The organism is Polymorphum gilvum SL003B-26A1 (genome assembly GCF_000192745.1).
Taxonomy (GTDB): Bacteria; Pseudomonadota; Alphaproteobacteria; order Rhizobiales; family Stappiaceae; genus Polymorphum; species Polymorphum gilvum.
Genome location: NC_015259.1, coordinates 2269976 through 2290384, shown reverse-complemented (window position 1 = coordinate 2290384; position 20409 = coordinate 2269976). Strand labels below are relative to the sequence as shown.

General features: G+C 67.0%; 21 protein-coding genes. 5 read left to right on the top strand and 16 right to left on the bottom strand.

From position 1 onward, the window contains the following. Positions 1–13 precede the first annotated feature (13 nt). The 5 genes from SL003B_RS10965 to SL003B_RS10945 are packed head-to-tail and all read right to left on the bottom strand — an operon-like array spanning position 14 to position 5336. On the bottom strand, positions 14–793 hold the full coding sequence (locus tag SL003B_RS10965) for an ABC transporter ATP-binding protein (RefSeq protein WP_013652909.1): 780 nt from the start codon (positions 791–793) through the stop codon (positions 14–16). Then, positions 784–1848 carry a FecCD family ABC transporter permease gene (locus SL003B_RS10960; RefSeq protein ID WP_013652908.1) on the bottom strand — a complete coding sequence of 355 codons (1065 nt, stop codon included), beginning with the start codon at positions 1846–1848 and terminating at the stop codon, positions 784–786. The genes SL003B_RS10965 and SL003B_RS10960 overlap by 10 nt, the downstream gene beginning before the upstream one ends. Continuing rightward, entirely contained in the window at positions 1845–2951 is a 1107-nt protein-coding gene (locus SL003B_RS10955) for an ABC transporter substrate-binding protein (protein WP_013652907.1), read from the bottom strand. The genes SL003B_RS10960 and SL003B_RS10955 overlap by 4 nt, the downstream gene beginning before the upstream one ends. Next, the gene (locus SL003B_RS10950; RefSeq protein WP_242390368.1) at positions 2948–3349 is read right to left on the bottom strand and encodes a DUF2218 domain-containing protein; all 402 of its coding nucleotides are present in this window, start codon (positions 3347–3349) and stop codon (positions 2948–2950) included. Before SL003B_RS10950 ends, SL003B_RS10955 begins: the two co-directional genes overlap by 4 nt. 7 nt (positions 3350–3356) lie before the next feature. After that, entirely contained in the window at positions 3357–5336 is a 1980-nt protein-coding gene (locus SL003B_RS10945; protein ID WP_013652905.1) for a TonB-dependent receptor plug domain-containing protein, read from the bottom strand. Between the two features lie 267 nt (positions 5337–5603). Here SL003B_RS10945 and SL003B_RS10940 point away from each other — a divergent pair, with 267 nt between their 5' ends. Then, a complete protein-coding gene (locus SL003B_RS10940) occupies positions 5604–6593 on the top strand; it encodes an AraC family transcriptional regulator (protein WP_158306632.1) in 990 nt (329 codons plus the stop codon). 38 nt (positions 6594–6631) lie between these two features. Here the strand turns inward: SL003B_RS10940 and SL003B_RS10935 are convergent, their stop codons facing one another. The 5 genes from SL003B_RS10935 to SL003B_RS10915 all read right to left on the bottom strand — a co-directional run bounded on the left by SL003B_RS10935 (position 6632) and on the right by SL003B_RS10915 (position 11211). Continuing rightward, a complete protein-coding gene (locus SL003B_RS10935; protein WP_013652903.1) occupies positions 6632–7333 on the bottom strand; it encodes an ABC transporter ATP-binding protein in 702 nt (233 codons plus the stop codon). Beyond that, positions 7320–8108, bottom strand: coding sequence for an ABC transporter ATP-binding protein (locus SL003B_RS10930; protein WP_013652902.1), 789 nt, complete (start codon positions 8106–8108; stop codon positions 7320–7322). Before SL003B_RS10930 ends, SL003B_RS10935 begins: the two co-directional genes overlap by 14 nt. Next, positions 8105–9064, bottom strand: coding sequence for a branched-chain amino acid ABC transporter permease (locus SL003B_RS10925; protein WP_013652901.1), 960 nt, complete (start codon positions 9062–9064; stop codon positions 8105–8107). Before SL003B_RS10925 ends, SL003B_RS10930 begins: the two co-directional genes overlap by 4 nt. A 3-nt stretch (positions 9065–9067) precedes the next feature. Beyond that, positions 9068–9940 carry a branched-chain amino acid ABC transporter permease gene (locus SL003B_RS10920; RefSeq protein WP_013652900.1) on the bottom strand — a complete coding sequence of 291 codons (873 nt, stop codon included), beginning with the start codon at positions 9938–9940 and terminating at the stop codon, positions 9068–9070. 116 nt (positions 9941–10056) lie between these two features. After that, on the bottom strand, positions 10057–11211 hold the full coding sequence (locus tag SL003B_RS10915) for an ABC transporter substrate-binding protein (RefSeq protein WP_013652899.1): 1155 nt from the start codon (positions 11209–11211) through the stop codon (positions 10057–10059). 327 nt (positions 11212–11538) lie between these two features. Between SL003B_RS10915 and paaG the strand changes: the two genes are divergently transcribed. From paaG to SL003B_RS10895, 4 genes are all read left to right on the top strand, one after another. Next, entirely contained in the window at positions 11539–12333 is a 795-nt protein-coding gene (paaG, locus tag SL003B_RS10910; RefSeq protein ID WP_206771989.1) for a 2-(1,2-epoxy-1,2-dihydrophenyl)acetyl-CoA isomerase PaaG, read from the top strand. Positions 12334–12347: 14 nt separating this feature from the next. Continuing rightward, entirely contained in the window at positions 12348–12785 is a 438-nt protein-coding gene (paaI, locus tag SL003B_RS10905) for a hydroxyphenylacetyl-CoA thioesterase PaaI (RefSeq protein ID WP_041376046.1), read from the top strand. A 72-nt stretch (positions 12786–12857) separates the two neighbouring features. Next, entirely contained in the window at positions 12858–14168 is a 1311-nt protein-coding gene (paaK, locus tag SL003B_RS10900; protein WP_013652896.1) for a phenylacetate--CoA ligase PaaK, read from the top strand. Between the two features lie 78 nt (positions 14169–14246). Beyond that, positions 14247–14843 carry a TetR/AcrR family transcriptional regulator gene (locus tag SL003B_RS10895; RefSeq protein WP_013652895.1) on the top strand — a complete coding sequence of 199 codons (597 nt, stop codon included), beginning with the start codon at positions 14247–14249 and terminating at the stop codon, positions 14841–14843. A gap of 13 nt (positions 14844–14856) precedes the next feature. Here the strand turns inward: SL003B_RS10895 and paaZ are convergent, their stop codons facing one another. Genes paaZ through paaB form a run of 6 tightly spaced genes read right to left on the bottom strand, consistent with a single transcriptional unit; the run spans position 14857 to position 20388 of the window. Next, positions 14857–16914 carry a phenylacetic acid degradation bifunctional protein PaaZ gene (paaZ, locus tag SL003B_RS10890; protein ID WP_013652894.1) on the bottom strand — a complete coding sequence of 686 codons (2058 nt, stop codon included), beginning with the start codon at positions 16912–16914 and terminating at the stop codon, positions 14857–14859. Positions 16915–16940: 26 nt separating this feature from the next. Further along, positions 16941–17702 carry a Phenylacetic acid catabolic protein gene (locus tag SL003B_RS10885; RefSeq protein ID WP_013652893.1) on the bottom strand — a complete coding sequence of 254 codons (762 nt, stop codon included), beginning with the start codon at positions 17700–17702 and terminating at the stop codon, positions 16941–16943. A gap of 32 nt (positions 17703–17734) precedes the next feature. Beyond that, positions 17735–18811: a 1,2-phenylacetyl-CoA epoxidase subunit PaaE gene (paaE, locus tag SL003B_RS10880; protein WP_013652892.1), complete on the bottom strand. Its 1077-nt coding sequence runs from the start codon at positions 18809–18811 to the stop codon at positions 17735–17737. A gap of 29 nt (positions 18812–18840) precedes the next feature. Then, positions 18841–19344, bottom strand: a complete 504-nt coding sequence (paaD, locus tag SL003B_RS10875; protein WP_013652891.1) for a 1,2-phenylacetyl-CoA epoxidase subunit PaaD — start codon at positions 19342–19344, stop codon at positions 18841–18843. 7 nt (positions 19345–19351) lie between these two features. After that, positions 19352–20107, bottom strand: a complete 756-nt coding sequence (paaC, locus tag SL003B_RS10870) for a 1,2-phenylacetyl-CoA epoxidase subunit PaaC (RefSeq protein ID WP_013652890.1) — start codon at positions 20105–20107, stop codon at positions 19352–19354. After that, positions 20107–20388 (bottom strand): 1,2-phenylacetyl-CoA epoxidase subunit PaaB, encoded by a 282-nt coding sequence (gene paaB / locus SL003B_RS10865; protein WP_013652889.1) that lies wholly within the window; start codon positions 20386–20388, stop codon positions 20107–20109. Before paaB ends, paaC begins: the two co-directional genes overlap by 1 nt. Positions 20389–20409 lie beyond the last annotated feature (21 nt).

Here is a 20409-nt window from a genome sequence, read left to right as displayed (position 1 = left end):
CCTTTGTTGGCCTTCAGGCCGGGATCGGCTCGTCGGAAATCAGGATCGGATAGCCGGCGCTGCAGCGTTCCATGCGTGCCGACACGCCGTACACGTATGCGATCAGATCCGGTGTCACGACCTCGGCCGGCGTGCCGCAGGCCGCCACGCGGCCGTCGCGCAGCACGATCAGAAGGTCGCAGAAGCGCAGCGCCAGGTTAATGTCGTGGACGGCGATGATCGCGATCGCCTGCGCGGCCTCGACATAGGAGCGGCTCAGCCGTACCGCCGCCAGCTGCCAACGCAGGTCCAGTGCGCTGGTCGGCTCGTCCAGCAACAGCAGCTGCGGTTCGCGCATCAGTGCCAGGCACAAGCCGACAAGCTGGCGCTTGCCGCCGGACAGTTCCTGCAGCGGGCGATGCGCCTCCGCCAGCAGCCCGAGATCGCGCAGCAGGTCGGCCATGCGCCGGTCGAGCTCGACATCCGACAGGGGCAGGTCCATGGCCCTCGCATAGCTGCGCATGAGTTCGAACGGCGACAAGGCCGAGCCCTGCGGCGGCGACTGCGGCATCAGCGCGATCACCCCGCTGCGGTCCCTCGCCTTCATGGCCCGGACATCCCTGCCGTCGCAGGTGATCGTACCGCCGAAGTCGCTGCCGATGGCGATCGTGCGCAAGAGGGTCGACTTGCCGGACGCGTTCGGACCGATCAGGCCGACGACCTGTCCAGGCACGAGATCAGGGACCGTCACGCCGTGAAGGATCTGGCGGCTGCCGATCCGCACCGAAACGTCCGTGAGCGAAATCACCGCCATCCCGCGTCTCCGCGCCTGATGGCGATCAGCGCGAGGAACACCGGCACGCCGACGATGGCCGTGATGATGCCGACCGGTACGATCGCGCCGGGAATCACCGACTTCGACAGGCAAGAGGCGAGCGACAGCACGGCCGCGCCAGTCAGGCACGCACCTGGCACCAGAAAGCGATGATCCTCGCCCAGCAGCATGCGGGCGATATGCGGACCGACCAGCCCCACGAATCCGATCGTGCCGACGAAACATACAGCCACCGCGGCCAGCACGGAAACGCGCAGCATGACCAGAAGGCGGATGGTGCGGATCGCGAAGCCGGCACTGCGCGCCTGGTCCTCGCCGCCGCGCAGGACCGTCAGCACCCAGACATCACGCAGGCTGATCGGCAGGATCAGGAGAAACACCGCCGAGACGACAGCGACCTCAAGCCAGCCCGCCCGGGTTAGGTTGCCGATGCTCCAGAACACGATCTGCTGGATGGCATCGTCGCTTGCCACATATTGAAGGCCTGCCGTCAGCGCTTCGCAGAGAAACACCAGCGCGATGCCGTAGAGAACGACCGTTCCCGTTGATCCGCCCTGCAGGCTCGCAAGGCTCAGGATCGTCAGGGCCGCCGCAAGCGCGAAGAAAAAGGCGAAGCCGGGCAGCAGGAACGCAGATCCGATGAAACCGGGATTGGGCTGCAGCACGATGAAGAACGACGCCCCGAGTGTCGCCGCCGAGGATATGCCGAGGGTGAAGGGGCTGGCGAGGGGATTGTTGAGCGTCGTCTGGGTCTCAACTCCGGCGAGCCCCAGAGCGGCACCCACGGCCAGCGCGATGAGCGCATCCGGCATGCGGACCTGCCAGATCACGATCTGCATGCGCGGTTCGAGGCTGTCGGGCCGGATCAGGCTGAGCAGGATGTCGCCCAGGCCGAGATCGGCCGGACCCGCCGAAAGGTCAGCCAGAAAGGCGGCAACCGTCAGCATCCCCAGTCCGACCAGGATCGCTGTCCGCCGCAGGGCGATACTCCGATAGGCGGCAAACAATCCGTCGGCTGGCGCGGAAACCATCATTCGTCGACACTCACGGCATAGAGGCCGGGCGACTCCAGCGGAAAGAACCGCCTGTGGATCTCCTGCATCGTCGCCTCGGGGTCAAGATCGGCGAACAGGTCCGGATGGATCCACTTGGCGAAGCTTTCGAGCGCATAGATGTTGAACGGGGAATTGTAGAAGCCGTGCCAGATCGCATGGGCACGGCCGGTCGTGACCGCCGAGAGGGACTCGATGCCCGCGGCGGGAACGGCCGCCCTCGCCGCCTTGCGCGCCAGCGCCTCGTCGACGCCCAGACCCAGCACCATGACCGGCATCCCGCCGTCCAGTTCGGCGACCGAGCCTGATGCCGTGCCGATCCAGACGTCGGGATTTTCCGTCAGCAGGAACTCCAGCGTATGCCGGCCAACCGGCCCGGGCGCGACGCGCGCGGATATGTTCTCGCCGCCCGCCACGCCGACGAAGGGTCCGAGCATGCCGCTCGCCATGCCGACGCAGCAGGGCATGCGCCCGACATGCGCCTGCAGGAACACCGTCGGCCGCCTGGCGTCCATGCCGGCGACGCGCTCCTCGATAAGCGCCTTGCGCGCGTCGTAGAAGCGGATGTACTCGTCCGCTTCCGCGCTGCGTCCCAACACCTCGCCCATGAGGCGGATCGACGCCGTCGTATTGTTGAGCGGATCCATGCGGAAATCGATGAACACGACGGGAATGCCGGCCGCCTCAAGCTGAGAGACGAACTCCTTGTCCTCGACGCTGGGTCCGTGCCCGCTCATCGACAGGATCGCCACATCCGGACCGAGCGCGATGATGGCTTCGGCGGAAGCGCCCGTCTCTGTGCCGACCACCATCGGGATGTCCGCCGTCTCCGGGAACCTGGCCTTCAGGTGGGAGAGCATGTCCGGATCCGTGCGACCGAGGTCGGACAGGATGTATTTCACGCGCGCCACCGGATTGTCGCGGTCGAGCAACGCAAGGGCGGTCAGGACCCGGCCGTCGCCGAGGACAATGGTTTCGGACGGCCCGTCAAGGGTGACGGTCCGACCGGCGACATCGGTCACTTCCAGCGCGACAACACGCGAGGCGAAGACGAGCCCTAGGGCGACAACGAGCAGTCTGATCATGATCTGGGTATCCGTTGCCGGACCGGCGCGCTTGCCTGCGGCTGCAGGCTCTCCTGCCAGGTCAGCTTGAGTTGCTCGCGCCAGGCGAAGCGTTCCAGGTGATCGTCGATGACGCCTTTCAGTCGCGGCAGGTTCTCGCGCGACGGCGTCTCGCACAGAATGGTCAGCATCCCGTCACGCGCTTCCATCCGGCAAGAGCCGAACGGGAAATCGACCGTGCCGGTTTCCGGCGTCCAGTTTGCTGGAACCTTGTGCGCAAAATGCTTGCACAGCTGCTGGAGGTATTTCGAGGCTGAGGCTGTCTCTGCGCTTGTCGAGAGGAGATACATGGCCTTGGCTATCCGCTGGTTCTGACAATGAAACGAGCCGGTTTCGCCGGCTCGACCGTCGATGGGCAATCCGGCTTCAGAACTTTGCCGACGCCGACAGGTAGAAGGTTCGGCCCGGCGAGTTGACCGGCGTCACCGTTGCGGTCTGGTTGTAGGTACCGCGGCTGTAATAGGTCTCGTCGAAGAGATTGTTTACTTCCGCGCGCAGCGTAAATTCGGTCTTGTCGACCTTCTTTTTCCACTCGCCGAAGATGTCGACGACTCCATAACCCGGAATGGGATTGACGTATCCGTTCCGCGCCAGGTCCGCGTTGGAATATTCGAAGGCGATTTCCGCATTGGCGCCGATGGTCACGTTGTAGTCGGTGAAGGTATAGCCGGCACCCAGGTTCAGCATGTCGCCGACCGGAACACCGTTGTTGTAGTCGCCGGCCAGCGCGATGCGGTTGCCATACTTGACGTCGGCATGGGTGAAGGCGGCCGACACGTAGGCGTTGGTCCAATCATAGCGGGCCGACAGGTCGAAGCCCTGCGACACCAGGTCGTCGCCGTTGATGCGCTGGCGCGGCGTCGAGGTGAAGTTGTAGCCGACCGGATTCAGCATCTTGATGTAAAACAGCTTGGCGCCGAGGGTCAGCCCGCCCAGCTCGTATTCGAGACCGAGCTTGGCGTTATGCGCCCAGGTCGGCTTCAGGTTGCTGGCATAGACATAGTTCGCCGCGTGGAACAGCGCCGCCTCGGACTGTTCGATGCCACCAAAGACATAGGCATAGCCGCCCCTCAGCGTGAGGCCCTCGACGACCTCGTAACCGAGGTCAATGTTCGGCGACAGACCGAAATTGTCGAAGGTCTGACCGTCCACGGCGTCGTAGCTCTGGAAATCGGCGCGCAGACCCGTCGAGACGTCGAACCGCTCGAAGGGCGTGAGCCGTGCCTGGACATAGGCGCCGACGTTGCTGATGCTTTCGGAGACGTCGTTCGCGAAGTGGAACCGCTCGACGTCGATTTCGTCCTTATAGAAATCGAAGCCGGCGGTGATGTCGCCGAAGCCGAAATGGAACGTGTTCTGGGCCAGGCCGCCGACCGACCGCACCTCCGAATTGAAGTCGCCGGAGGCGCGCGCGTAGCCCGCCTTGTTCGGCCGTTCCAGCGCGTTCTTGTTGTAGTAGATCCGGACCTTCGGATCGAACAGGCCGTCGGCGTTTTCGTTGGTGTAGGTGAATACCGCCGTCAGACGTTCATAAAGGTTGTCGTTCATCGCCGCGTTGACGAACCCCATGTTCGTGCGCAGGCGCCGGTAGCCGTCGTCCCGGTAATATTCGCCCGAAACCTCGAACCGGTGGCCCTCGCCGCTCTGATAGGCGACCTTGCCGAGACCGTTCCACAGATCCGCGGCGGTACCCGGTTCCTGCCGCCCGTCGCCGTCCGAGTAGTCCTGTCCTTCAGAACGGGTCAGCGCGGCGAGCATCTCGAAGCCGTGCGCCATGCCGTAGGCGGCGTTGGTCAGCTTGATGGTTTCGGAATTCGTGTCGTAGCCGACGCTGACATAGGCCCCGAAGGTCTGGCCGTCGTCCAGCATGTCGCGGGCGCTCACGGTCTCGAACAGCACCGCACCGCCGAGGGCGCCGGGGCCGTAGTCGGCGGGGGCAACGCCCTCGTTGATGGCGATCGATTTCAGGAAGATCGGGTCGATCCCGGTGTTGCCGTTGTGGTGCCAGACGTTGTTCTTCTGCCGCGCGCCGTCGATCGTGACATTGAGCTTGGATTCGTCGATGCCGTGGACGTAGAACTTCTGCGAGGCCGTGCTGCCGCCGGCAACCGTGACGGAAGGCATCGCGCTGAACAGCTGCTTCAGGTCCGTCGGCTGCGTGCGGGCGATGTCCTCCCGGTCGATGATCACGTCCTTGTCCAGGCTGTCGCTCGTCTTGGCGGCCTCGTCGACGACGACGACGGGTTCGAGCGTTTCAAGCGTCTGCGCCATCGACGCGCCCGCACCAAGAGTCAGGACGCTGGCCGATCCCAACAGCCGCACCAGACGGCGATACCCACGAGACATCCGTTTCCCCATTCCCTATCGGCCGCGCGCAACCGCGCCGCCTTGGCCCAACAATCGATGCTCTGCCGGCCAAAACTTGACCGGCAAATTCATATATTGAATAAAGGCAGGTAGAGCTGCGGAGCAATCGGCATGGCCTTTGCGAGAGCGCCAATCTCGTTTGCGGAACGCCGCTTGGGCCAGCGCGATGTCTTCGCGGCATGCCCTTCGGGGCGCCCGGCCCAGGCCCCCTGCCGGGCAGCGTGTCATGGTATGAGCAACATGCAGATGAGCCCGACGACCACCTTCGTGACCAAGGCCGACCTGAGACGACCCGATATCGACCGTCCGGTGCTTTCGCTCACGCCCGACCTGGAATCGGAAGACCGCGTCCTCCGGGGCCGAATCGCATTTCTCGATCTCGGCGGCGGAATTTCCGTGCATTTCTCGAATGCCGAGGACCTGCACGACCTGAAGACGGTTGCCGAATCCCGGCCGCGCCTGAGCGTCTCGATCTTCCTGGAGGGTTCGGTCGAGGCCAGCGTCGGCCCCATGCCGATCCCGATGCCGCGCTATCTCGAAAAGAAAGCCCATTGGCAGCCGGTCGCGACGATCTTCGCCCAGGCGCGGACGGAACGCTTCGTCCGCCAGGCGCACAAGGGACGCCGGCTCAAGAAGGTCACCATCACCCTCGAGCCCCATTGGCTCGAGCAGATGGGACAGCCCGACGCCCCCGACCTGCGGGCCATCCGGGACTTCGCGGGCTGCCACCTCGCCTGCCGCTCATGGACGCCGAGCGCCCATGCCGTTTCGCTGGCCGAACAGATCATCGGATCCCCGGCGCTGTCGCCGTTCCTTCTGAGGCTTTATGTCCAGAGCCGCGTCCTGGGCATTCTGGAAGAGGCCTTCGCTCAGGTCGCCGGCCAGGGGGCGGTCGAGCACCCGGGGCCGGTTCGCGCCGCCGATCGCCTGAAGCTTCAGGGCATCGACGCCTATCTCGAGCAGCATCTCGGCGAGCCGGTCACCGCCGACCTCCTCGCCCGCGAATTCGGCATGAGTCTTGCCACGCTGCAGCGCCTGTTCGCTGCCGCCTACGGCACCTCGGTGTCGCGCTACATCCGACAGTTCAAGCTCGAGCGGGCGCGCCGGGCCCTGGAGCGCGATGCCGTCAGCGTCGCCGAAGCGGCCTATCTGGTCGGCTACGGCAGCCCGGCGAACTTCTCGACCGCCTTCAAGCGCTGTTTCGGCATGTCGCCGCGCACCGTCCAGGAGCGCTGAGGCTCTCCCGGAAACAGGAGACGACGGCTCGGGCGCCGTTACAAGCCGAGGTAGGCTTCGCGCACGCGCGGATCCGCGATCAGCTCTCCCGCCGGTCCGGCCATGGTGATCCGCCCCGTCTCCATGACATAGGCACGGTCGGCGATCGACAGCGCGGCGAAGGCGTTCTGCTCGACCAGCAGCACCGTCACGTCGAGGCCGCGCAAGGTCCTGACCACGTCGAGGATCTGGTCGACCAGGATCGGCGCCAGCCCCATGCTCGGCTCGTCGAGCAGCAGGCAGTTTGGCCGGCCCATCAGCGCCCGCGCGATCGCCAGCATCTGCTGCTGGCCGCCCGACAGGCCGCCGGCCGACAGGTTGCGCTTCTCCCTCAGCACCGGGAACATCGCGTAGGCATCCGCCATGTCCTTGTCGACGCGCGCGTCCGAAAACAGATAGGCGCCCAGCCGCAAGTTCTCCTCGACCGTCAGGTTGGTGAAGATCTGGCGGCCTTCCGGCGACTGCGACAGGCCCAGGCCAACGCGCCGGTGCGCCGGCAGCCGCGAGATGTCGTCGCCGCGAAACAGCACCTTGCCTGCCGAAGCCGGCTGCACGCCCGACAGGCAGCGCAGCAGGGTCGTCTTGCCGGCCCCGTTGGCGCCGATCACGGTGACGATCTCTCCCGAGTGGACTTCAAGGTCGATGCCGTGCAGCACCTCGATGCGCCCGTACTTGCTGCGCAGGCCTTCAACGGAGAGCATCGGCCGCCTCCTTGCCGCCGTGCGCGCCGAGATAGGCCTCGATCACCCGCGGATCGCGCGCGACGTCCTGCGGCGCGCCCTCGGTGATCTTCTCGCCGTGGTCGAGCACGACGATGTGCTTGGATATCTTCATGACCAGTTTCATATCGTGCTCGACGAGGAGCACGGCGATGCCTTCCTCGGCGACCTGTGCGATCAGCCGGTCGATCTCCTCGGTCTCCACCGCGTTGCATCCGGCGGCCGGCTCGTCGAGCAGCAGCAGGCGCGGCCGGCAGGCGAGCGCGCGCGCGATCTCCAGCCGCTTGAGCGCACCGTAGGACAGCGACGAGGCGACCTGCTCGGCGCCGCGTTCGAGCCCGACTCGCGCCAGCAACGCGCGGGCCGCTTCCTCGGTTTCCCGGTTGCGCCGGCGCGAGGCCGGCAGGGCGAACAGATCGGCCAGCGTGTGGCGGCCTTCGGCGAGATGCCGGCCGGCCATGACGTTTTCCAGCACGCTCATCTGCAGGAACACCTGCAGGTTCTGGAACGTGCGCGACAGTCCGCGCGCGGCAAGGTCCTGCGGCGCCAGCCCGGTCACGTCCTCGCCGGCCAGCACGACCTGGCCGCGGGCCGGCATGTAGACGCCGGAAATCATGTTGAACAGCGTCGTCTTGCCGGCACCGTTGGGCCCGATCACGGACACGATCTCGCCCGGGCCGACCCGGAAGCCGACGTCGTCGACAGCCTTCAGGCCGCCGAAGTCGATGCCGAGTCCCTCGACAGACAGAAGCGTCATCTCTCCCTCCGTCCGAACAGCTTGGCGAGGCTCGGCACCAGCCCTTCGCGCAGGAAGATCATCACCAGCATCATGATCAGGCCGAGCACGATGTGCTCGTAATCGTGGAAGACGGTCAGCACCTGCGGCAGCGCGGTCAGGATCGATGCGCCGGTCACCGCGCCGAGCACGGTGCCCGCGCCGCCGAGTACGGTCATGGTCACCATCTGGATCGAATGCAGGAACCCGGCGATGTCGGGCGACACGAACCGGTTCATCATCGCCAGCAGCGAGCCGGCAACGGAAGCATAGACGGCCGAGATAACGAAGGCCGTCAGCTTGTAGCGCGCGACGTCGACGCCGACGGTGCGCGCCGCAATTTCCGAATCGTGCAGCGAGCGCAGCGCGCGCCCGGTCGGGCTGTCCTGCAGGTTGAGCACGAGCCACGCCCCGGCGAGCAGCACCAGGCCCGAGAACCAGTACCACAGCTCCGGTGCCCTGACCGAGATCCCGATCTCCCGCAGCGCCGCGCGCAGGCCGAGATCCTCGACCGCCATGCCGTCCGGTCCGCCGGTCAGATGCGCCTCGTTGGTCAGCACCATCGATACGAGGATGCCGAAGCCGAGCGTCGCGACCGCCAGGTAATGTCCCTTCAGCCGCAGGATCGGCCGGCCGACAAGCCAGGCGATGCCCCCCGACAGGACTGCGCCGAACACGAGACTGGCGGCCGGCGGCAGGCCCAGATGCAGCGGGCCGAGCGCGCAGGCATAGGCGCCGATGCCCGAAAAGCCCGCATGGCCGAGACTGATCTGGCCGGCGTAGCCGATCAGCACCACGAGCCCGGTCACCGCGAGGCCGTTGATGAACATCAGCGTGCCGACCCGGTAGTAGAACGCACTGGGGAAGAACAGCGGGGCGACGGCGATCAGGACCACCAGCGCCAGCAGGGTGATGTGCTTCCGCTTGAGGCTGCGCATGGCCTACACCCGATTGACCGAGGTCTTGCCGAACATGCCGTTGGGCATGACGAACAGGACCGCCAGGATGACGATGAAGGCGGCTGCATCCTTGTAGCTCGAACTGATGTAGCCCGCGGTCATCGCCTCGATCAGGCCGACCGCCAGCCCGCCGACCAGCGCGCCGAACGGATTGCCCATGCCCCCGAGCATGGCCGCCGCGAAGCCCTTGAGCGCGAGCGTGATGCCGATATCGTAGCTGGTCAGCGTGATCGGTGTCACCAGAACGCCGGCCACCGCGCCGATCGCCGCCGACAGGGCGAAGCTCAGCGTCATGACGAAATTGGTGTTCACGCCGACCAGCTTGGCGGCCAGTCGGTTATTGGCGGTCGCCAGCACGGCCTTGCCAGTCAGCGTGCGCGTGAAAAAGCCATAGAGTCCGAGGAAGACGACAGCGGCGCCGAACACCACCCACAGGCTCTGCGGCAGGATCGTCGCGCCGGCGACGACGAACGGCGCGTCGCCGGAAAAGCTCGGGAAGCGGTGCAGCTGCTTGTCGAACACGATCTGCGCCACGCCGCGCAGGAAGATCGATGCGCCGATGGTGATGATGATCAGGGTGACCACGGAAGCGTTGCGCGCCGGTTCGATCGCCAGCTTGTTCAGCGCGATGCCGACGGCAGCCGCGATCACGACGGCGAGGATCGCCGCGGCCGCGAGCGGCAGCCCGGCCGCATGCAGGAAGACCGTCGTCATGCCCCCCAGCATGACGAACTCCCCTTGGGAGAAATTCACCACGTCGGAGGCGTTGTAGATGATCGTGAAGCCGAGTGCGACGAGCGCGTAGACGGCGCCGACGGTCACCCCGGAAAAGACGAATTGCAGCAGTTCGGACATGTCGTTTGGTTCCGCACCGGCGCCGACCGGCCGAAAGGACCGTAGGGTCCCGAAAGCCGGGAAACAAGACGTCGTCCGGTCCGCCTCGGTCGAGGCGGACCGGACACAGACCGCCGTCAGTCGACGATGGTCCAGTCGCCGTTGCGGATCTCCAGCATGCGGAATGCCGACAGGTCGAGTCCCATGTGGTCCTCGGCCGACATGTTCACCACGCCGGCGGTGCCGACGAAGCCCTTGGTGTTCTCGATCTCGTCGCGGATCGCCGCCGGGTCGGCCGAACCGGCCCGCTCGATCGCCTCGACCAGGATCATGAACGCGTCATAAGCGTGACCGCCGAAGGTCGACACCGGCTTGCCGGTCGCCTTCTCGTAGGCATCGCGATAGCCGACGACGACCGCCTTCTGCGGATCGCTGCCGTCGAGCTTGTCGGCGACCAGAAGCGCCGCTGCCGGCAGGCGCACGCCTTCGGCCGCGTCCCCGGCGAGCTCGATGAAGCTCTTGGAAGCGACGCCGTGCGACTGGTAAAGCGGCACCTGGAGGTTGAGCTGCTTGAAGTTGCGCGTGACGATCGCCGGACCCTGGCCGAAGCCCGGATTGAGCACCGCCTGCAGGCCGGCGGTATTGCCGATCTTGGTCAGCTGCGGCGTCATGTCCGCATCCTTGGGACCATAGCTCTCGTCGGCGACGATCTCGATGCCGTACTCGCCGGCAAGCGCGAGGCACTGCTCGCGCATGGAGGTCTCGAAGCCACCCGACCCGGAGATCAGGCCGACCTTGGTCAGCCCGCGCGCCTTCATGTCTCCGTAGATCTTGCCGCAGGCCATCTTGTCGGTGTGCGGGGTCTTGAACACCCACTTCTTCACCGGCTCGACGATCACGACCGCGCCGGCAAGCGAAATGAACGGGATCTCGGCTTCCTCGAACACCGGGATCATGGCCATGGTCGTGCCGGTCGTGGTGCCGCCGATCACGGCAACGACCTCGTCGTCCTCGACCAGGCGGGTGGCAAAGGTGCGGCCGTTGTTCGGGTCGCCGCCGTCGTCATAAAGGATCAGCTGGACCTTTTCGCCCTTGATGCCGCCCTTCTCGTTGATCTCGTCGACCAGCATCTGAAGCGTCTTGGCTTCCGGATCGCCGAGGAACGACGCGGGCCCCGTCTGCGACAGGGACGCGCCGATTTTGATGTCTGCGACAGCCGGCACACCGGATGCCGACACCGCCGCAACGGCCAGGACGGCGACCGTTGCCTTAAAAGAATCGAGCAGTTTCATTGAGTTCCTCCCACTGCGTTTGGCCCGCTGCGTTTTGCAAGGCTGCCCTCAGGTAGAGTGCCTGCGCACAAGGCGCCGCTCCCGATCACGCCGGTCCTCTTCCGGCGCGTTCGGCTCCCCCGAACTCCCCTCGCATCGGCCGACGCCGCCAGACAGCCTCCCGCCCTCCTCGGCGGTTCAGAGGCTGCCGGCACAGTCGCGGCGCAACGGTTATATTGACCGTCCGGTCGGTTTATGCAACATCTTTCTTCCATCGGGCACCCGATGCGGGCAGGCTGGCCACAGTCGGCGACCGCAAGGCGCCCGGGGAGGAGATAACGCATGGATATGCAGGACACCGTCCTGGTCGACGTATCGGCCGGGGTCGCACGGCTGACGCTCAATCGGCCCGATAAGCTGAATGCTTTCAACGATGCCCAGCACCGCGCGCTCCGCGACGCGTTGCAGGCGGCGGCCGGCGACGGTTCGGTCCGCGCCATTCTGCTGACCGGAGCCGGCCGGGCGTTCTGCGCCGGCCAGGATCTCGGCGACCGGGACCCGTCCAAGATGTCCGGCACGCCCGATCTCGGCGACACGCTGGAGCGGTTCTACAACCCGCTGGTGCGCCTGATCCGATCGATCGAGAAGCCGGTCGTGTGCGCCGTCAACGGCGTTGCCGCCGGCGCGGGGGCCAACATCGCGCTTGCCTGCGACATCGTGCTGGCGGCGCGGTCGGCGCGGTTCATCCAGGCCTTCAGCAAGATCGGCCTCATTCCCGATTCCGGCGGCACCTGGTCGCTGGCGCGCCTCGTCGGCGAGGCGCGCGCCAAGGGGCTTGCCCTGACCGGGATGCCGCTCAGCGCCGAACAGGCCGCCGACTGGGGCCTGATCTGGAAAGCCGTCGACGACGACGCCCTGATGAGCGAAGCCGAGAGCCTCGCCGCCGGCTTTGCCGGTGGCCCGACCATCGGTCTCGGCCTAACCAAGCAGGCGATCCAGGCGGCTGCCACCAATTCGCTCGATGCCCAGCTCGACCTCGAACGCGATCTGCAGCGCGAGGCCGGCGCCACCTCGGACTACGCCGAGGGCGTCGCCGCGTTCCTGGCCAAGCGCCCGCCCGCCTTCACCGGGAGGCGCTCGTGACGCCGGTCGACCGGATGAGCCCTCAGGAACTCGCCGAGGCGAGTGCACGGGCCATGTGGGCAGACGACACCGCCACACAGGAACTCGGCATCAGCCTCGACCGGATCGGCCCCGGCACGGCGACGCTGTCCATGACCGTGACGCCGGCCATGACCAACGGTCACAAGACCGGCCATGGCGGCTTCATCTTCGCCCTCGCCGATTCCGCCTTCGCCTTCGCCTGCAACAGCTACAACCAGCGTACCGTCGCCCAGCACTGCTCGATCACCTACCTGGCCCCCGCGCGCGCCGGCGACCGACTCACCGCAATCGCCACCGAAACAGCACGCGGCGGCCGCAGCGGTCTCTACGACGTCCGGGTGATCAACCAGAACGGCGACCACGTGGCCGAATTTCGCGGCCATTCGCGCACCGTCAAGGGCACCCATCTGCCGGGACCGACCATCGACTAGGCAACCGCCCCGGACGTCTGACACGCGCGTCCTTCGGCACGAACAAGAAGCGTCATCCTCGGGAGGAGACCAATGGAAGACCTTGCCCCCAGGCCCGGCGACCTGGACCCCATCGAGACCGCCTCGCGCGACGAGATCGAGGCGCTGCAGCTGGCGCGGCTCAAGGCAACGCTTGCCCATGCCTATGCCAATTCGCCCTTCTACCGCGCCCGCTTCGATGCCGCCGGCGTCCATCCGGACGACCTCAGGACCCTGTCCGACCTGTCGAAATTCCCGTTTACCGTGAAGACCGACCTGCGCGACACCTACCCCTTTGGCATGTTCGCCGTCCCGCGTGAGCAGATCGTCCGCCTGCACGCCTCCTCCGGCACAACCGGCAAGCCGACGGTGGTCGGCTACACCCGGCGCGACATCGACACCTGGGCCGACGTGGTCGCCCGCTCGATTCGCGCCTCGGGCGGCCGGCCCGGCGACATCGTCCACGTCGCCTACGGCTACGGCCTGTTCACCGGCGGGCTCGGCGCCCACTACGGCGCCGAGAAGCTCGGCTGCACGGTGGTGCCGATCTCCGGCGGCATGACCGAGCGACAGGTCACGCTGATCGCGGACTTCCGGCCGCGCATCATCATGGTCACGCCCTCCTACATGCTGTCGATCCTCGACGAGTTCCGCCGGCAAGGCATCGACCCGCGCGAAACCTCGCTCGCCGTCGGCATCTTCGGCGCCGAACCCTGGACCAACGCCATGCGCACCGAGATCGAGCAGGCCTTCGACATGCACGCCGTCGACATCTACGGCCTGTCGGAGGTGATCGGGCCCGGCGTCGCCAACGAATGCGTCGAGACCAAGGACGGCCTGCACATCTGGGAAGACCACTTCTATCCCGAGATCATCGATCCGGTTACCGGCGAGGTGCTACCCGACGGCTCGGAGGGCGAACTGGTGTTCACCTCGCTGACCAAGGAGGCCCTGCCGATCATCCGCTACCGCACGCGCGACCTGACCCGCCTGCTGCCCGGCACGGCGCGCTCGATGCGCCGCATGGAAAAAATCACCGGCCGCTCCGACGACATGATCATCCTGCGCGGCGTCAACGTCTTCCCGACTCAGATCGAGGAGCTGATCCTCAAGTGCCGTGGCCTGGCGCCGCATTTCCAGATCGAACTGACGCGCGACGGCCGGCTCGACATGATGACGGTGAATGTCGAGGCGACGCCGGCACAGGCCTCCGCCGAGGCGCGCGCGGCCTCCGCAAGGGAACTCGCCCACCACATCAAGAGCGTGATCGGCGTCAGCACCAAGATCCAGGTGAACGACCCCGGCAAGGTGGAACGGTCGCTCGGCAAGGCCCGGCGCGTCGTCGATCACCGACCCAAATCATAGCTCCGGAACGGGCCGCCGACGGCTGAGACCGCCCGGCCCCGACGGGACCGCCACCCGCCCCAAGGACGAAGGCTCGCCATGGCCCGCACCCGCGCTGCCGACTACGACGACAAACGCAACGCCATCCTCAACCGCTCGGCGGCGCTGTTCGCCGCAAAGGGCATCGACCGCGCCGCCATGTCGGAGGTCGCGCGCGCCTGCGGCGTGTCCAAGGCGCTGCTCTACCACTATTACGCCAGCAAGGAAGACCTGGTCTTCGACATCATCCACGCCCACCTGTCGGAGCTCGACGAGGCGATCGCAGAGGCCGACGCGCCCGACCTCGCCCCCGACCAGCGCCTGCGCGCCCTGGTGCGCCGAACGCTCGAGGCCTATCGCGACGCCAACGACAAGCACAAGGTCCAGCTCGCCGGCGTGCCCGCCCTGCCCGCCGACAAGGCAGAGGCGATCAAGGCCATCGAGCGGCGCATCGTGCGCCGCTATTCCGACGCCCTCCTCGCCGTCAACCCCGACCTCAACCGCGACCGCCCGCTGCTGCGCCCGGTCACCATGAGCCTGCTCGGCATGCTCAACTGGGTCTACATGTGGTTCCGGCCCGACGGACCCATCTCGCGCGAGGACTACGCCGACATCGCCGCAACCCTCGTCCTCGAAGGCGTCAAGGCCGTCCGCTGAGGAAACGGCCCGCTCAGGGCCATGTCTTGGCGACCAACGTCAGCACGTCGTATTGCGCCACCACCGCGCCGTTCTGGTTGGTCACCGTGGCGTCCCAGCGCACCTCGCCGTAGTCGGCCCCCTCGCGCGGATTGATCTCCTTGCAGGTCAGCGCGACCTGCAGCGTGTCGCCCGGATAGACCGGCGTCAGGAAGCGCAGATTGTCGACGCCGTAGTTGGCCAGCACCGGCCCCGGGTCCGGCTGCACGAACAGGCCGGCCGCCACCGAAACGACGAAATAGCCGTGCGCCACCCGCCCGTCGAAGAACGGATTGGCCTTCGCCGCCGCCTCGTCCATATGGGCATAGAAGGTGTCGCCGGTGAACTCGGCGAAATGCTCGATATCCTCCAGCGTCACGGTGCGCGTGCCCGTGATCAGCTGGTCGCCGATCTCAATCTCCGCCAGCGACTTGCGGAACGGATGCACGCCGTCGCTGCGCGTCGCGGCACCCCGGATCCAGCGTCCGGCGACCGCCGTCACGAGGTCCGGTGCACCCTGGACCGCGCAGCGCTGCAGGAAATGGGTGACCCCGCGCACGCCGCCCATCTCCTCGCCGCCGCCGGCCCGACCCGGGCCGCCGTGGATGAGCACCGGCAGCGGCGAACCATGGCCGGTCGAGGTCTTCGCGCTGGCCCGGTTGCCGATCATCACCCGTCCGTGCCAGGGCGCAAGGCCGGCGACCGCCTCGCGAGCGACCGTCGCATCGTTGGTGAACACGGAGGCGACGAGGCTGCCGCCGCCGCGCCGGGCCAGTTCGACCGCCTCCTCCAGCGTGTCGTAGGGAAGGACGGTGGCGACCGGCCCGAAGGCTTCGACCTCGTGAACCGTCGTGCTCGACGCCGGCTTATCGCAATAGAGCAGCACCGGATTGAGGAACGCGCCGCGGTCCGGGTCGCCCGACACGACCGCGACCTTGTCCGGATGGCCGTAGGCGAGTTCGGCCTCGGTGCGCAGCAGCGCGATGCGCGCGCGCACCTCCTCGCGCTGGGTCAGGCTCGCCAGCGGCCCCATGCGCACACCCTCCTCGGCCGGGTTGCCGAGGCTGGTCTTGCCGAGCCGAGCGCCGAGCGCCGAGATCACCGCCTCGCATGCGCCACGCGGCACCAGCACGCGCCGGATCGCGGTGCATTTCTGCCCCGCCTTGACGGTCATCTCGCGGACCACCTCCCGCACGAACAGGTCGAACTCCTCGCTGCCCGGTCCCGCGTCGGGACCGAGGATCGCGGCGTTGAGGGAATCGGCCTCCATCGTGAAGCGGACCGAGGCGTCGACGATGCGCTGATGCGTGCGCAACCGCCGTCCGGTCGCCGCCGAGCCGGTGAAGGTGACCACGTCCTGGCAGGTGACGTGATCGAGCAGATCGCCGACCGAGCCGCACACCAGTTGCAGCGCCCCTTCCGGCAGAATGCCGCTATCGATGATATGCCGGACCATCAGCTCGGTCAGATAGGCGGTCTGGCTCGCAGGCTTGACCAGCGCCGGCATGCCGGCGAGCAGCGTCGGCGCGAGCTTTTCCAGCATGCCCCAGCACGGGAAATTGAACGCGTTGATATGGACGGCGGCGCCTTCCAGCGGCGCCAGGATGTGCTGGCCCGCGAAGCTGCCGTCCTTGGCCAGGCTCTCCGGGTCGCCGTCGATCAGCAGATGCGTGTTCGGCAGTTGCCGGCGGCCGAGCGAGGAATAGGCGAACAGCGTGCCGATGCCGCCTTCGATGTCGATCCAGCCGTCGGTGCGGGTCGCACCGGTTGCCGAGGACAGCGCATAGAACTCCTCCTTGGCGTCCATCAGCAGCTTGGCGAGATCCTTCAGCAGCCCGGCGCGCTGGTGGAAGGTCATGGCGCGCAGCGCAGGCCCGCCCTTGGTGCGGCCATGCGCGAGCACCTCGGCGAAATCGATGCCGGAGGCATCGATGCGCGCGACAGCCGCACCGGTCGCAGCGTCGCGCAGCACCTGGCCGCTGCCGGCGCCGCGCACCCACTGGCCGCGGACATAGCTTTCAAGAGGACGCAGGTCTGCGGTTCCAAGGCTCATGGGATCGTCTCGCTTGCTGAATGGGGTCAAAGGGCCGGCAGGCCCAGGTCGGACAGGATGCCGGCGACGTCGGCGCGCCAGCGTTCCTGCAGGATTTCGTTAGGCGTGCTGCGCAGGCCGAGGCGACGCAGTGCCTCGAAGCGCTGCGACTGCGCGCTGCCGAAGGTCGCGGCGACCTTCGGATGCCAGTAGGCCAGCGCCGCACGCACTGGCGCGACCGCCGCCGGATCCTCGAGGATCTTGCGCAGTCCTTCGACGCCGAGGTCGGCGTGCCGGGTCTCCACCGGCAGGATCGCGCGGAACGCCTCGGTGAGCGGCTGATAGGACACCCCGCACAGCTCCTGGAGCTGGAGCACCGTCGCACGGCCCATCAGGACGTTCATGGCGACGGCATCCGTCCAGCCCTCGAGCGGATAGTGGAACACGCTGAGCCGCATGTCGCCGGCGACGCGGCTCGCGCCGATGTCGGCCGTCCGCGCCAGCCGCGACGTCCATGGATGGTGGGTGGCATAGCGCGCGGTATCGGCGCCGAAGTCACCCATGATCGTCAACACCTTCTCCGCATGATCCAGCTTTTCCAGCACGATGCGCGCGGCGGCGATGCGTTCCTTGATGCCGGGCCCGGAGTTGATGACGTCGGCGAAGCCCGCCGATCCGGCCATCTCGCTGTCCACGAAACTCGCCATCAGCCGCATCAGCTCGGCGCGGTAGCGCGGCGGGACGTTGGCCGGCGAGGTCAGCTTGCCGCCTCCCGCCAGGTAGTCCGCCATGGTCATGTCGTCGCTCATTGCGCCCCTCCCCGGCGTCTCGTTCCGGCCCGTCACCGGTCGTAGTCGACCACGACCCTGTCGGTGACCGGATAGCACTGGCAGGTCAGCACGTAGCCGCGCCGCACCTCGTAGTCCTCAAGCGCATAGTTCGCTTCCATCTCGACCTCGCCCTCCACCACCATGGCCCGGCAGGTCGAGCAGATGCCGGCCTTGCAGGCATAGGGCGCGTCGAGATCGGCGCCGAGCGCGGCCTCCAGCAGCGACTGGCCATGCTTGGGCATCTCCACCACCCGTGTGGCCCCGTCGACCGTGATGGTCGCGGTGCAGACGTCACCCTTTTCCGCCTCGCCGGTCGCGGCGGCGCGCCGGCGCGCGCGCCCCGGCTGACCGCTGGCGAACAGTTCGAACTTGACCCGGTTCTCCGGCATGCCATGCGCCCTAAGCGCCGCGGAAACCGCCAGCATCATCGGTTCGGGACCGCAGATGAAGGCCTGGTCCGCCTTCTCGACCTGGATCCAGGATCCGAACAGCGCCGCGCATTTGTCCGCGTCGACCCGTCCGGCGAACAGATCGATGTCCTGCGCCTCGCTCTCCAGCACGTGAATGACGTTGAGGCGACCGAGATAGAGGTTCTTCAGGTCCTCCAGTTCCTCGCGGAACATGATCGCGTTGATCGAGCGGTTGCCGTAGACCAGCGTGAAATCGGACTTCGGTTCGGCCGTGAGAACCGTCTTGATGATGCTGAGCAGCGGCGTGATGCCGCTGCCGCCGGCAAAGCCGAGGTAGGTCTTCGCCCGCTCCGGCTCCAGTGCGCTGTGGAACGACCCCATCGGCGGCATCGCCTCCAGCACGTCGCCAACTTTCAGGTCCTCGTTGGCCCAGGTCGAAAAGCAACCGCCGTCGACGCGCTTGATGCCGACCTTCAGGGCCGGTTCGCCGCGCGCCGCGCAGATCGAATAGGACCGGCGCAGTTCCTCACCGTCGAACAGGCGCCGGAAGGTCAGGTATTGGCCCTGGATGAAGTCGAAGACCGGCCGGTCCTCGTCGCGCGGCATGAGCGTCACCACGACGGCGTCGCGGGTCTCGCGCCGGACATCGGCAACGCTCAGGGGATAGAACTGCGCCATGGTGGGTCTCTCGCGTCCGTGTGTCCTGGTCAGATGCACTTGAAGTAGTCGAACGGCTCCAGGCAGGCATTGCATCGGTAGGCCGCCTTGCAGGGGGTCGAGCCGAACCGGCTGACCTGGGCCGTGTCGGTCGAGCCGCAGCGCGGACAGGCGACGACCGGATCCGCTTGGCCGCCGCTGCCGCAGACGGCCGTCCCGGCGACCGGCGGCGCGATGCCATAGGCGCGCAGCTTCTCGCGCCCGCTCTCGCTGATCCAGTCGGTTGTCCAGGCCGGCGACAGCTGCCGTTCGAGCACAAGGTCCGTTATACCGTGGTCGCGCAGCGCCTTCTCGATCTCGAAATTGATGACGCTGGTCGCCGGGCAGCCCGAATAGGTCGGCGTCACCTTGACCACCAGCCGGCCGCCGTCCCAGCCAATGGACCGGATGACGCCGAGGTCGACGAGAGACAGGACCGGAATTTCCGGATCCGGCACCTCCTCCAGCCAGCCCCAGATGTCCTCGACGCTCGGCAGGCGAGCCGCGGCCGTCATCGCCGCCTCACCAGGTCGCGCCGGGATAGGCGCGCTGGAGAAACTGCATCTCGGCCAGGATGTAGCCGAGATGTTCGCTGTGCACGCCGCGCTTGCCGCCGCGGTGCATGTGGCCGGGCGGCGGGCGGCGAAGCGTCGCCTTGTCGAGCGTGTCGGCGACATGCGCGGTCCACTCGGCAGCAATCGTTTCGAGCGCCGGCGCGATGCCGGCGGCGGCCAGCGTGTCGTCGACCTCGTCCTGGGTCAGCATCTCGCCCGTGTAGGGCCACAGCTCGTCGAGCGCGGCCTGCATGCGCCGGTGGCTTTCGTCCGTGCCGTCGCCGAGCGAGATCACCAGATCGGTGCTGCGCGCCAGATGATAGGAAACCTCCTTCAGCGCCTTCTCGGCGATCTCGGCGACGCGGCGCTCGGCAGACCGCGTCAGCCCCTTCAGCAGGGCGTGATGCCAGGCGTCGAACAGGAACTGGCGCATGATCGTCTGGCCGAAATCGCCGTTCGGCAGCTCGACCAGCAGCAGGTTGCGGAACGCGCCGGCGTCGCGCCGGTAGGCCAGGTCGTCGGCGCTGCGGCCCCTGCCCTCCAGCTCGCCGGCGAGACCGAGCCACAGTTGCGTCTGGCCGACCATGTCCAGCGCCACGTTGGCGAGGCCGATGTCTTCTTCGAGAACCGGCGCATGGCCGATCCATTCGGACGTCCGTTGCGCCAGGATCAGGCAGTTGTCGCCGAGCCGCAGCGCGAACTGGCAGAGGGCGTCGGCTGTCATCACATCGCTCCCGCTTCGTCGGGAATGTCGAAGAAGGTCGGATGGCGGTAGACCTTGCTGTTCGACGGCTCGAACAGCGGCCCCTTGTCTCCCGGCGCGCTGGCGGCGATGTGGCGCGCCTCGACCACCCAGATGCTGACACCCTCGTTGCGGCGGGTATAGACGTCGCGGGCGTTCATGATCGCCTTTTCGGCGTCCGGGGCATGCAGGCTGCCGACGTGGCGGTGCGACAGGCCGTGCTGACCGCGGATGAAGACCTCCCAGAGCGGCCACTCGTTCATCGTTCTCTCCCTGAATTCGTC